Here is a 13,301-nt window from a genome sequence, read left to right on the forward strand (position 1 = left end):
ATTTTATTTCTGATAGTAGCAGAAGTATAAATATAACCAAGCTGCTGAAATTGTAGCCTGTTACCAGCTTGGCTATAAAGTGGTTTCTGGTAAGATGTAGTTATTATCAGGCCGAATTTATAACAAACTACTGCCGGATTGCAGCAGCTATGCGTTGGGATAGAGTTTTGTAAGATGAGGAAAAGGATCGTTGGGAGTTTATACTTGCTTGCGTAAAATAGCCTGTTATTTTTTAAGCACATATAAAACCAGAACACAGGGCGCTTATACCCTGTGTTCTGGTAAGATTTATACTTCGTCAGTTTCTGGTCAGGCAGAAGCCGGTTCTTTTACCCCGAACCCTTCAAACACTTCCCGGGCATCGGCTATACTTCGTATATCTTCCACTATAACTATAAGCTTATCCTTGGCCTCTTTCAGGCGTGAGCGGCGCGAATGCTGCTGTACATACTTGAGTATGTTGCCAAAAGTATCTGACTGGAAATACTTGTCGTTGTTCTCGCTTGGCAGGTAGCCTTTCATCACTTCTTTTTTGATGGTCAGCTTCTCGAAGCCTAGTTGCTGTGCCTGCCATCTCAGCTTCACGATCTCGACCAGCTTTTGTACCTGCTCCGGCAGCGGGCCAAAACGGTCCACTATACTTGCGCGCAGTTTTTCTAACTCATCCAGGTCTTTGGTGCTGTCGAGTTTGCTGTACAGGTTAAGGCGCTCCGAAATGTTGCTCACGTACCAATCCGGTATCAGCACTTCCATATCGGTTTCGATGTTACAGTCGCGCACCGGCTCTATAAAAGCTTCCAGGTTATCGCCTAAAAACAGCTCCCTGAATTCAGTTTCTTTCAGCTCTTTCACGGCATCATCCAGGATCTGGTGGTACATCTCAAAACCAAGGTCTGTAATAAAACCGCTTTGCTCGCCTCCCAACAGGTTACCAGCTCCACGAATATCCAGGTCGCGCATCGCAATCTTAAAGCCTTCACCCAGGTCAGAGAATTCTTCCAGGGTGCTCAAACGTTTGCGGGCATCGCTTGGCAAACCGGCCACAGGCGGCGTAAGTAGGTAGCAGTATGCTTTTTTGTTGGAGCGACCCACGCGGCCACGCATCTGGTGCAGGTCAGATAAACCGAACATGTGTGCCCTGTTAATGATGATGGTGTTGGCATTCGGGATATCCAGACCTGACTCGATGATGTTAGTGGATACCAGTACATCGTACTCACCTTCCACGAATTTCATCATGCGTTTTTCGAGCTGTTCGCCGTCCATCTGGCCATGTGCATAGGTGATCTTCGCATCCGGCACCAGTTTCAGGATCATGTTGGCGATCTCCTCGATATCCTTCACGCGGTTGTGCACAAAAAATACCTGGCCGCCGCGCTTCAACTCTGCAGCTACGGCATCACGAATCAGGATTTCATCGAACACGTGTAGTTCTGTTTGCACCGGCTGACGGTTTGGAGGCGGCGTGGCAATAACCGAAAGGTCGCGGGCACCCATCAGCGAGAAGTGCAGCGTTCGCGGAATTGGTGTGGCGGTAAGGGTAAGGGTGTCCACGTTCACGCGCATTTCCTTTAGCTTGTCCTTTGTTTTCACGCCAAACTTCTGCTCTTCGTCTATTATCAGCAGGCCCAGGTCCTTGAACTTGATGTCTTTGCTAACAATGCGGTGTGTACCGATGAGGATGTCTACTTTGCCCTCGGCTACACGTTTCAGGGTTTCTTTGGTATCCTTGGCAGTTTTAAAGCGATTTACATAATCTACTGTAACCGGGAACTGTGCCAGGCGATCTCTGAAGGTTTTGAAATGCTGCATGGCCAGCACCGTTGTTGGTACCAACACAGCCACCTGTTTGCCATCGCAGGCAGCTTTAAAGGCTGCACGTATAGCAATTTCTGTTTTACCAAAACCCACGTCGCCGCACACCAGGCGGTCCATAGGGTGCGGCTGCTCCATGTCGGCTTTCACGTCTTCGGTAGCTTTGCCCTGGTCGGGGGTGTCTTCGTAAATAAACGACGATTCCAGCTCGGCTTGCAGGAAACCATCTCTGGTATAAGCATAACCGGGAGCGGCTTTGCGCTTGGCGTATAGTTTGATTAGCTCGGCGGCAATGTCTTTAACTTTGCTCTTAACTTTCTTCTTCTTGTTTTCCCACTCCGGCGAGCCCAGCTTGCTCATACTTGGCGGACCGCCTTCTTTGCCGCTATACTTGCTTATTTTGTGTAACGAGTGGATACTCACATACAGTAGATCATCGTCGCGGTACACCAATCGGATAGCTTCCTGTAAACGGCCACCTACTTCTACTTTCTCCAGTCCGGCAAAGCGTCCGATACCGTAGTCAACGTGCGTGATGTAGTCGCCGGGCTGCAGCGAACGCAGCTCTTTCAGCGTCATGGCCTTTTGCTTGGAATGCCCTTCCTTGGCCTTGTGCTGGTAGAACCTGTCGAACAGCTGGTGATCGGTGTAGCAGGTTATTTTAAGTGTCTGATCGATAAAGCCTTCGCGTAGGGAAATAGCCAGGTGCTGGAAACGGATGTCGTGGTCCAGTTCATCGAAAATAGTGGTCAGGCGGTTTATCTGGCGCGGCGAATCGGTGGCGATGATATTTACAAAGCCATCATTCTGGTGCTCGTGCAGGTCTTTTACCAGCCGGTTAAAATCTTTGTTAAACGATGGCTGTGGCTTGGCCTGAAAAGGTATCACCTCGGCATCCCGGAAATGAAAACGCTTGCCCATCTCCACCACGTTATACTTCTCGAGTAGCTTCTTAAACTGCTTCTGCGTCTGGAACAATTGCTCCGGGTCTGACACGATCTGGGTGCCGCCGCTGCCCGCCATCAGTTTATCAAATGCCTGGGATGCCTTGTCGAAATATTCATCGATCACATCCAATGTCTGACGCACATCCTTGAACCAGATAGTAGTATCGGCAGGCAAAAATTTCAGGAAGGCTTCGCGGGTTTCCTGGAGTAATTTGGTTTGTACGTTCGGGATGATGGAGATCGCTTTCTTGGTCTCAACTGACAGCTGCGTATCCGGATCGAAGGTTCTTATACTTTCAATTTCGTCGCCGAAAAGCTCGATACGGTAGGGTAGGTCGTTGGCGTAAGAAAACACATCCACAATACCACCACGCACGGCATACTGGCCAGCTTCGTACACAAACTCGGTGCGCTCAAAGCCATACTCGGCCAGCATCTCGCTCAGGAAATTCACATCCAGCTTTTCGCCAACCTTAGCCCCCAGCGTATTCTCAACCAGCGACTTTTTGTTTATAACTTTCTCGGTAAGTGCTTCGGGGTAGGTAACTATAAGTTCGCCTTTGCCGGTTTTCTGGTTCAGACGGTTCAGCACCTCAGCGCGCATCAGTATGTTAGCGTTCTCGGTATCGTCGAAACTATAAGGCCGTTTGTACGATGTAGGGAACAGCATGACCTCCTTCTCGTCGCCGAGCAGGTTTTTAAGATCGGTATAGAAATAAGCAGCTTCCTCTTTGTCGTGCATTACAAAAAGTTGGTGCTGGTGATTCAACGTATAAACCGCCGAGGCCAGCACGGCATCCTGGCTACCGGCCATGCCTTTTAACTGCAGGCGATGTGCTGTATTAGCTTTCAGGCGCTCGGCTATAGTTTGCACCACGCTATCGAGGCGGTACAGTTCTAAAAAATCAGATACTTTCATTCAGCTCTATTACAAAACAAGAAAGGCAGAACACAGGGCGTATAGTATAGCCGTGTTCTGCTGGTAGTACTTCTTACAAAGATACGGAAGTTATGGCTTTGTTAGGAGTAGGAGGTGGGGAGGGTTCCGGGGGAAATCAAGATTTTTATAAAAGCCTTCGAGCTTTTATAAAAATAGATAATTGTTATTATTGACAAAGATGGATATCAAAATTTATGATATGATGGGATTGCAATATTATAACCCTTTGGTTTTGAACTCGTAATATTTAAAATCATATAATTTATTGTTATATTTATAGTAATTTCATGCAGTTTTATTGTAAATGTTAACAATAGCAGACGTAAACTTTCGTAGATATCTATAATTATTTAGAAAGTTCTCAAAACAAGGTGTAAGAACAAAAGATTCAAAAGATGGAAAATGTAAGTAATGTAGACGAAATGCTTTTAATAAATAAAAGACAAAAACTATATTATGAAGATATAAAAGACGGGAATCTGGTAAATAAAGGAAACTTTTTAACACAACTATGGAGAAAAGCTAGAAGGTCACAGCAGGCATTCAGAACAGAAATAAAAGTAAACGAATATATTTATTCTTTACATAATGAATGGTTAGGAGATTTAAGGAATAAAGCTGTATTAGATTTAGGGTGTTATGATGGCAACCATTTGAGCTTATCGATTGCTCAAAAAGCAAAATACTACCTTGGTATTGATTTAAGTGAACCAGCAACTGAAATACTAGCCAATAAGCTAAGAAATCAAAATATAAAAAATGCTTATGCTAAAGCAGTGGATTTTTTGTCTGCTGAATTTCAGCAGGAATATAAGGGAAAATTTGATGTAATATATGCTCATAGTGTATTACATCATTTTAAGTATTTTGATGATTTACTCTTAAAGTGTCATTCGATTCTTAAAGAAGATGGTTATATTATTAGTCTGGATCCTTTGCAGACTAATAATACGATGAATTTTATTCGATACCTTTATAGACCATTCCAAAGTGACAAAGATTGGGAATATCCTTTCAAAAAAGAAAGTCTTGCTCAAATCAAAAAGTATTTCAAAATAGAAAATGTTCAAGGAATGATGGGGAAAACCAAATTAGCAATTCCTTTATTTTTCATAAATAAAAAATTAGGGTTAAAAGTAGCCGGCAAATTTTTTAATCATGATAAAGCGTATGCAAATAATGAAGGTAAAGCACTTTATGATTGCTTACAGATTACGATGAAATTAAAGCGAATACCTTTCTAGATTTAATATCCTTGTTTAAGATCACTTATACTTTACATGTTTCCTATCTAGATTAAATTAATACTAATCACCTTATTTTATATACATTGAGAAATTAGCATATTTACTGTTAGAACTTCATATCTTGAATGGATTCTAAAACAAAATGAAACAATCCCTCACTACCAATTGCGGTGCTATACTTGCTGCTTCCCTTTTATTTACCGCTTGTAACACACCCGAAACTGCTATAAAAGAAAAGGCAGACTTTACGCAGGTTATACCAACCTTGAATGCCATTACAGCCGACTGGAACAAAGGCGACCTGGATAAGTTTGTAACTGTTTATGACAGTGAAGCTACCTTTATGCTACCCAAAGGCCCGATTGGAGTGAATGAGATGAAAGCGCACTACAAAGCTGCTTTTACCGAAACGGGCACACCAACCTCAACCCTAAGCTTCGACAGCCTGGAAATGCGACCTTTAGGTGACAGCCATGCACTGGTTACCGGCCGTTATATTTTAACAGCCCAAGACTCTTCGAAGCAAAGCGGCCGCTATACGTTAGTATTTGAGCACACTCAGGATAAAGGCTGGAAAATACTACACGACCATTCGAATTAAACATACTTCTATCAGACACTCGCAGGAGCTACGCACACTGCGAGGTCTTTTATCTACTTCAGGATCACCTTTATCATCTGCGGATCATCCTGCAGCGTTCGGACGTTTTGCTTTAGCTGCTCGAGTTCTCTGGTCAGGTCTTCTTTGGCGGATTTGAACTTCTGGTCCATTTGCTTGGGGCTGCCGCAGAATCGGGTATAAAAGCCGGCGTCGGGGCCGTTTGCTAACTCGTAAAATTCTGTTTTCAGCTCCTCCGACTGGTCAGTCAGTATCTTTACATAGTATTGCAGTTGCTCATCTTGCAATGTGTCCAGTGGCTGGCCTTGTTCCTGCATGAACTCCATCTGCAGGCGTAGCAGCTCGAAGAAGTCATCGTGGTGGTAGGCCTGGGTTACGCGTTTCATGGCTTCTTCTTTCCAGGCGCGTTTGGTTTCGTCTTGTTCTTTGTCAGGGTGCAGTTGTTTGGCTAGCTCGGTATACACGCGGCGGCTGGCCTTGCTGATATTGCTTAATTCCGCTTTCGCTTTCGCTTCTTTTTCTCTTTGAGCTTTTGTTTTGCGGCCTTTCTGGCGGTTCTGTTTTTCCTGTTCGCGTTGTTCACGCTCGCGGTCTAGCTGGGCTTGTATGCGCTTAAAATCATCCAGGTCATCAAACGTATCTTCTATAGTTGGTTCCTCATCAGCTATAGTTTCATCATGTTCTTCGGTATCAAAAGCGGTGCGCTCAGCATAGGTATATTCCGCATAGCGGTCATGGAGTTCGATCATATCCTTACGCTCATAGTTTGAGATCAGATCGAAGGTAATGTTCTCAATAAGGGCCGATATTTTCAACTTCTCCCGGATGCTGAAAATAGGAAGCGGGAAAGCCTGATCTAACAGGTGTGCTAACTCTACACGCTTTTCTAGTTGCTGCAATATAATGGGGCGCAGCTCTTTTTCGATACGCTTCTGAGCCAGGTTTATACTTTCGCGACGGGTAGTTATTTCTTTTTTAAGTAGCTCTATCTGCTCAGTTTTCTGGTTAAACTCCTGTTGCAATTTGCTCAGTTTCCGCTCTGCTGAAGTAGAAATTTGTGGCGTTAAGTTAGGAGCAGGTTTGTTGGAGGCAGGCATAGTGTGGAAGTATAAAAGAGTGATAGAGTTGTGTTACAAAAGTACGGGTTACTGGTTATATATTAGCCTTTGCCTGTTAGGCGCTTGCAGGAACTGTGCATGCTGCAAGCGTCTACCTGATCAATTCTGCTTTACGCTCCCCGATCTGCTGGCGCCACATGGCATAATATAACCCTTTTTGTTCCAGCAGTTCGGCGTGGTTTCCTTGCTCTACAATCTTGCCTCGTTCGAGTACAAAAATGGTGTCGGCGTGCATAATGGTGCTCAGGCGGTGCGCTATAAGTATAGTTATCTGCTCTCTTGATGCGGAAATTTCCCGGACGGTGCTGGTAATTTCTTCTTCGGTAAGGGAGTCGAGGGCAGAGGTAGCTTCGTCGAAAATGAGCAGGCGCGGGTTGCGGATAAGAGCACGGGCTATAGACAAACGCTGCTTTTCGCCACCCGACATTTTCAGGCCGCCTTCGCCAATCTGGGTGTGAATGCCTTTTTCGGAGCGGGATAATAGGTTAGTAGCCGATGCTTTCCGCATAGCTGTCAGCACTTCTTCGTCGGTGGCGTCGGGTTTTACATATTGCAGGTTCTCTTTTATAGTTCCTGAAAACAGGTTGGTTTCCTGGGTAACAAAGCCGAGCTGGCGCCGCGCTTCATTCAGCCAGATTTCGTGGGTTGGGTAATTGTTATAGTATACTTCGCCGCTCACAGGTTTATACAAGCCAACCAGCAACTTTACCAACGTAGATTTACCAGAACCCGACGGACCAACGAAAGCAATGGTATCACCGGAATTGGCTTCGAAAGAGATGCCATCTACCGCATTCTGCTTGGCACCTTTATGCCTGAACACCACATCTTCGAAACGCAGTTGCTGCACCGGGCCAATATCAATTGCCGATTCAGGGCGTGTTTCTACCGGCTTGTTCATCAGGTCGTCAAAATTTTGGAGGGATGCCTCGGCTTCGCGGTAGGTAAGTATAATTGTGCCCAGATCCTGCAGCGGCCCGAATATGCTGACTGAAATAAACTGCATTGAGATCAGCTCGCCCGTCGTCAGCACATCCCTGAAAATAAGCCACAGCAGCGTGAAAAGTATAGATTGCTTGAGCAGGTTAAGCGCCGTGCCCTGCAAAAAAGACAAGGTACGCACCTGCTTTACCTTGGCCATTTCCAGTTCAAAAATGCGTTCGGTGTGTTCGCGCAGGCGGCGTACTTCGGGGTAGGTAAGGCCGAGGCTTTTTACCAGCTCAATGTTGCGCAACGACTCCGTAATCACACCCGACATTTTATTGGAGGCACGGTTAATGGAGCGCTGCATGGTTTTGATCTTAGCGCTGAGCAGACTGGTGAGCCCACCAAGTATAAGTATACCGATCACGAAAATGGGAACCAGCGCCCAGTGCTTGGTAACCGCATACCACACCAGAAAGCCCACTCCAACTATAGATGAGAACAGGATATTGATGAAAGCCGAGATGAAGCGTTCGGTGTCGCGGCGCACGCGCTGTAGTATGGAAAGCGTTTCGCCGCTGTTCTGGTTGGCGTATTCCTGGTAAGATAGTTTCAGGGTTTGTTTCAGGCCATCGTTAAAGATCTGCACCCCGAATTTCTGCACCACCAGGTTGGTGAAATACTCCTGCCTTTGCCAACCGCGAGAGCAGCGCCACTATAACTGCCAGGAGCATTAACCACAAGGCACCTTTCACCCGCTCGTCGCTGGTCATGGTAAAAGGCGGCGTGGCATACTTGTCTATTATCTCCCCGAAAATGATCGGATCGACAAGGGCCAGCACCTGACTAATTCCGGCAAGTATGAGTGAAAGTATAACCAGCCCGCGATGGGGTTTTAAGTAGTTCCAGAGTACGCGCATGAATAAAAAATAGTGATGGCTTATACTTACGCAGGCATCGGGATATGTGTACAGTTCAGTGGTTCGGCAAACTATAAATTCAGGTCAGGCAACCTGTTTCTTTAATATAGCATCTGCCATATGTTAACCTGCTGCTTTAGTTTATTTCAGATCTGGTAACTCAACACCTTAACAAACTAAAACTATGATGATCAAAAGAACTTTACTGCTGCTGTGCTTCTTCGGGAATATGGCGCTGGCAATGGCACAACAAACACAACTGGTGAACGTCGGGGATCATTCTTTGGAGATGATACAGGCTGGCACAGGCGAGTATACTGTAATCTTTGAATCCGGCTTTGGTACAGATTATAAAATATGGGGCAAAGTGGCTTCTGAAGTGATGAACACTAACCAGGTAATGCTATACTCCAGAGCAGGCACCGGAAAATCTGAACCTAACCCAAAACCACAAACACTGGAGCAGGCTGTGCAGAGTTTAACTACACTCATCGAAAAGGCAAACCTGAAAGCTCCATTCATTTTAGTTGGCCATTCGTACGGGGCGTTTATTATCAGGGCGTACGCTGCGCAGCATCCGGACAAAGTAAAGGGGCTGGTGTTTGTAGACCCGGCACATGAAAAGCTGATGCAGGAACTAAAGAAGATTGATCCTGTGAAAGCTCAAAAGGATGTGGAGTTGCAGAACAGTTTTATGCCCGACAAGTTTAAGCAGGAAAATGAGCTAATCAACCAGCTATTCGAGAAAGGTACTTTGCCTGATTTTGGAAAGTTGTCGCAGGTGCCGGCTGTAGTGCTTACATCGGTGCAGAAGAGAACGAACCCTGAGTTGTTTTTACATGAACCAGCAGGTGTGGAAGTATGGCGAAAATTACATAGCGAATTCTTCGGCCAGTTTACCAGCGGCGCGCACATTATAACTGCCAATAGCGGCCATAACATACACCGCGAAGAGCCGGAGCTGGTAGTGAATGCCATAAATCAGGTAACACAAGCGGCAACAAAGCAGAAGATACGCGAAGAACACGAAGCTAAAATGGCCCTGCTAAGTAGTAAATTTACAGAAGCCACTGCTTACCTGAAAAAACGAAAAGATGCGAAAGCTGAAGCTGTTGTGTTTGATGCTTTAAAAGTTTCAGGCTTTAATGAGCAAACTATAAACTCAATTGCCTACCAGCAACTCAAAAACCCGGAAACTATAACGCTGGCAGTGCTGATTTTTAAGTATAACACAGTTCAGTTTGCGGAGTCAGCAAATGCGTTTGATAGTTTTGGAGAAGCTCTGATGCAGCAGGGCAAATTAAAACAGGCCGAACAGCAGTTTAACAAAGCCATTGAGTTGGCAACTATAAATAAAGATACTTCAACGCTTAAAAACAGCCGCAACAACCTGGAAAAAATCAGTGAGCTAAACAAAAGCAGGTAGGTTATACTTTCAGTTATCCCTTCTGCGTTAATTTCGTAATTATAGGGTGTTTGTAAAATATCATCATTCAATTTCACTTTAAGAGAATCACTATGAAGAACACGCGTATTTTTAGCTTGCTCGCATTGCTGCTGGCGTTTGTATTTTCGACTTCAGTAATGGCCCAGGATCAGAAACCGAAGGCAAGTCCACCGGCCACAGCTACAGGTAAAGTAGGAGATGCCACGGTAACTATAAACTATAGCAGCCCGGGCGTAAAAGGCCGAACCATCTGGGGCGAGCTGGTGCCTTACGGTGAGGTATGGCGCTCTGGTGCCAACGAAGCTACAACTGTAACTTTCGACAAGGCGGTGATGGTGGAAGGTAAGCCATTGGCCGCTGGCACTTATAGTTTCTATACTATACCTACAGAAGACAAATGGACCGTGATCTTTAACAAAACTGCCAAGCAGTGGGGTACACAGTATGATCAGAAACAAGACGCGCTGCGTGTAACTGTTACACCACACACAGCCCCAACCATGAACGAGCGCCTGAAGTATGATGTGAATAGCGAAGGACTGCTGCTGAGCTGGGAAAACATGGTAGTGCCGGTGAAGATAACTACTGCTAAAAAGTAACTATATTTATACTTGCTCTCACAAGCCCCTGCAAATCCGGATTTGCAGGGGCTTGTTGTTTGATTATAGCAACTTTTGTATCTTCCTGTACCTAAACAGGATAAAACTCATGCAGAAAATAACCCGCGACCTGATCTACAGCATTGCCCGGCACAGCAACTGGCGCGGGCAAAGTATAGCTGCATGGTTCCGGAAAGAGTACATCTACGCCGATACAACTGCATGGATCCGGTTTATGCAGCTGCTTTTGCTGATGCTGGGCGGCGGTTTTGTAGTGGCAGGTATCGTGTTCTTTTTCGCTTACAACTGGGATGAGATGCACAAGTTCCTGAAGCTAGGGTTAATAGAGTTTCTGCTGATGGCTGTTACGGTACTGGCCGCTTTTACCAGGTGGAGTAAACTGGTAAAGAACCTGTTGCTGATAGCCTCTGTGATGTTGGTGGGCGTGTTGTTTGCTGTTTACGGGCAGATCTACCAGACCGGGGCTAACGCCTACGACTTCTTCCTGGGCTGGACGATGTGGGTTATACTTTGGGTATTGGTAGCGCGCTTTCAGCCGCTCTGGATCATTTTTATGGCGCTCGTTAATACCACGTTTATACTTTATGTGGAGCAGGTGGCTACAGGCTTAGCTTTCCCATTTGAGCTGGACATTCTGTTTGGAATAAACACTGCAGCTGTAGTGGTTTGGGAGGTGTTGTACAGCAAAGGCAGGATCAGTCGGTTTGGCAAGTGGTTCCCGAGGTTAGCAACACTTGCTGTGCTGGTGCCTGTTACCATGAGTATGATCATCTTTATGTTTGATGACTATAGCTCCGGTGACAAAGGTCTTTGCTATGCGTTGGCAGCTGTTGCCTATACAGTTGGCATCTGGTATGGCTACCGTAGCCGCGACCTGTTTTACCTTTCTGTTATTCCTTTTTCTTTAATTGTAGTGGGAGCTGCCGGCATTGTGCGCATCCAGAAAGATAATCCGGAGATGGTATTTTTGTTTGCCAGCCTTTTTGTTGTGGCAAGTATAACCCTGCTCGTTCGCCAAATTATTCACCTGAACCGAAACTGGCATGCCACAGCAAGAGAACTATAACCTGCAGGAAGTGCTGCAAACCATACAGCACGAAGAAGGCGACAACTTTACCTTTGATGCCGCCAAAATTGAGAAAGAGTCACACTGGAGCTCATCGCTCTACACAAACCTGCCCATTAAACTGCTCACCATTTTCGGAGGCTTTCTGGCGACAGGCTTTTTCTTGGGTTTCCTGATGACAACCGGCCTGCTGGATTCCAGGACGGCGATGCTGGTTACCGGTGTAGTATTTCTGGTTGGCTCCGAAGTGCTTAACCGGCTGCGGAACGACCTGTTATTGGAGTCGATGAGCGTATCGCTAAATATTATAGGGTACTACATGGTCGCGTTTGGTTTACCGGAGTTTGTAACAGGAGATACAGCTTTGGCGCTTGCCTTGGCAGGTATAGCGTTGGTGTTTATACTTGTTTCGGGAAGCACGGTACTGGTGTTTTTTGCCACGCTGGTTTTCTGGGGAAGCCTGATCAGTCTGCCGCTTATTTATGATGTGCCCGAGCTGCTGTATGTGCATGTCGGGATGATGGCGGCCATACTTACTTACCTGAGCCTGAACGAGGCAATACTGATTGCGCAGCATCCGAGGCTGGCTAAACTATATGCGCCTGTACGTATCGGGCTGGTGTTTGCTTTTATTGGTTTGCTTATCCTGCTGGCCCATCACAACTTTTTCCCTGAAAAGTTTGATCATCTCTGGTTAGCCAGCCTGTTGCTTATAGTTGCGTTGCTGGTTGTGCTGCGCCGCATTATGCAGGATACCGGTGTTACCGATATTAAAACGCAATTTATAGTTTATACCTGCTGCATCACGATTCTGGCGCCAACTATACTTACGCCTTCACTGGCTGGCGCACTGCTTATTGTGCTGGTCAGTTTTTACATGGGTCATAACCTGAGTTTTATAGTTGGCTTGCTGGCACTTGGGTATTTCATCATCCTGTACTACTATAATCTGGAGCTCACGCTGCTGGCAAAATCAGGAATACTGGTGCTTACTGGCTGCCTGTTTTTAGGAGGCTTATACTTGCTTAACCGTTACATCAGAGCGCATGAAAAATAACCTGAAACCTATAGTAGTGCTGGTAAACCTGGTATTGGTGCTGGCATACCTGAACTGGTCGGTGGTGGAGAAGGAGGATATTCTGGAAGAAGGTGAGTTGGTGCTGCTCAAGCTGGCTCCTGTAGATCCGCGCTCGCTGATGCAAGGCGATTACATGCGTCTGAGTTATGCCATCAGCCAGCCCTGGCAGCAACAAAACCAGGATAGCCTGATCAACCAACCCGGACAACAGCAACAGACCCTTGACAGCCTGGAAAGCCGTGGCTATGCTGTGATAAAACTAGATGCACAACAAGTGGCACAACTGGTAAGATATCAACCCGAAAAAGAACCGCTGCACAAAGGCGAACTGCTGCTGAAGTATACCAAAGGCGACTGGGCACTTAACCTGGGGGCAGAATCATACTTTTTTGAAGAAGGCCAGGCTAAAACGTTTGAACAGGCAGAGTATGGCGGGCTGCGGGTGGACAAAGAAGGAAACAGCGTGCTGGTAGGCCTTTATGATAAAAACCGGCAACTGCTGAAACCAAAGAGAATTAAAGAGCAGAATCAATAAATGACAATAGCCAGGAAGTATAGTT

The 13,301-nt window shown here is 46.0% G+C and carries 9 protein-coding genes and 1 pseudogene; 7 read left to right on the forward strand and 3 right to left on the reverse strand.

The features are described 5' to 3' along the window. Positions 1-309: 309 nt before the first annotated feature. On the reverse strand, positions 310-3,681 hold the full coding sequence (mfd, locus tag LWP20_RS02445; RefSeq protein WP_242926521.1) for a transcription-repair coupling factor: 3,372 nt from the start codon (positions 3,679-3,681) through the stop codon (positions 310-312). A 416-nt stretch (positions 3,682-4,097) separates the two neighbouring features. Here mfd and LWP20_RS02450 point away from each other — a divergent pair, with 416 nt between their 5' ends. After that, complete coding sequence (locus LWP20_RS02450; RefSeq protein WP_242926522.1) at positions 4,098-4,946, forward strand: class I SAM-dependent methyltransferase; 849 nt, start codon at positions 4,098-4,100, stop codon at positions 4,944-4,946. 145 nt (positions 4,947-5,091) lie between these two features. Then, complete coding sequence (locus LWP20_RS02455) at positions 5,092-5,550, forward strand: YybH family protein (RefSeq protein WP_242926523.1); 459 nt, start codon at positions 5,092-5,094, stop codon at positions 5,548-5,550. A gap of 53 nt (positions 5,551-5,603) precedes the next feature. Here the strand turns inward: LWP20_RS02455 and LWP20_RS02460 are convergent, their stop codons facing one another. Both LWP20_RS02460 and LWP20_RS02465 read right to left on the reverse strand, forming a co-directional pair. Beyond that, positions 5,604-6,665 carry a J domain-containing protein gene (locus tag LWP20_RS02460; protein WP_242926524.1) on the reverse strand — a complete coding sequence of 354 codons (1,062 nt, stop codon included), beginning with the start codon at positions 6,663-6,665 and terminating at the stop codon, positions 5,604-5,606. Positions 6,666-6,777: 112 nt separating this feature from the next. Next, a pseudogene (locus LWP20_RS02465) lies at positions 6,778-8,530 on the reverse strand (ABC transporter ATP-binding protein). Between the two features lie 184 nt (positions 8,531-8,714). Between LWP20_RS02465 and LWP20_RS02470 the strand changes: the two are divergent. From LWP20_RS02470 to LWP20_RS02490, 5 genes are all read left to right on the forward strand, one after another. Next, a complete protein-coding gene (locus LWP20_RS02470) occupies positions 8,715-9,956 on the forward strand; it encodes an alpha/beta fold hydrolase (RefSeq protein ID WP_242926525.1) in 1,242 nt (413 codons plus the stop codon). Between the two features lie 92 nt (positions 9,957-10,048). Beyond that, entirely contained in the window at positions 10,049-10,576 is a 528-nt protein-coding gene (locus tag LWP20_RS02475) for a DUF2911 domain-containing protein (protein ID WP_242926526.1), read from the forward strand. Positions 10,577-10,685: 109 nt separating this feature from the next. Next, complete coding sequence (locus LWP20_RS02480; RefSeq protein ID WP_242926527.1) at positions 10,686-11,663, forward strand: DUF2157 domain-containing protein; 978 nt, start codon at positions 10,686-10,688, stop codon at positions 11,661-11,663. Beyond that, positions 11,641-12,720, forward strand: a complete 1,080-nt coding sequence (locus tag LWP20_RS02485) for a DUF4401 domain-containing protein (protein WP_242926528.1) — start codon at positions 11,641-11,643, stop codon at positions 12,718-12,720. The genes LWP20_RS02480 and LWP20_RS02485 overlap by 23 nt, the downstream gene beginning before the upstream one ends. Further along, complete coding sequence (locus LWP20_RS02490) at positions 12,710-13,276, forward strand: GDYXXLXY domain-containing protein (protein ID WP_242926529.1); 567 nt, start codon at positions 12,710-12,712, stop codon at positions 13,274-13,276. Before LWP20_RS02485 ends, LWP20_RS02490 begins: the two co-directional genes overlap by 11 nt. Positions 13,277-13,301: the final 25 nt, after the last annotated feature.

The sequence above is a fragment of the Pontibacter vulgaris genome, from assembly GCF_022758145.1.
Taxonomy (GTDB): Bacteria; Bacteroidota; Bacteroidia; order Cytophagales; family Hymenobacteraceae; genus Pontibacter; species Pontibacter vulgaris.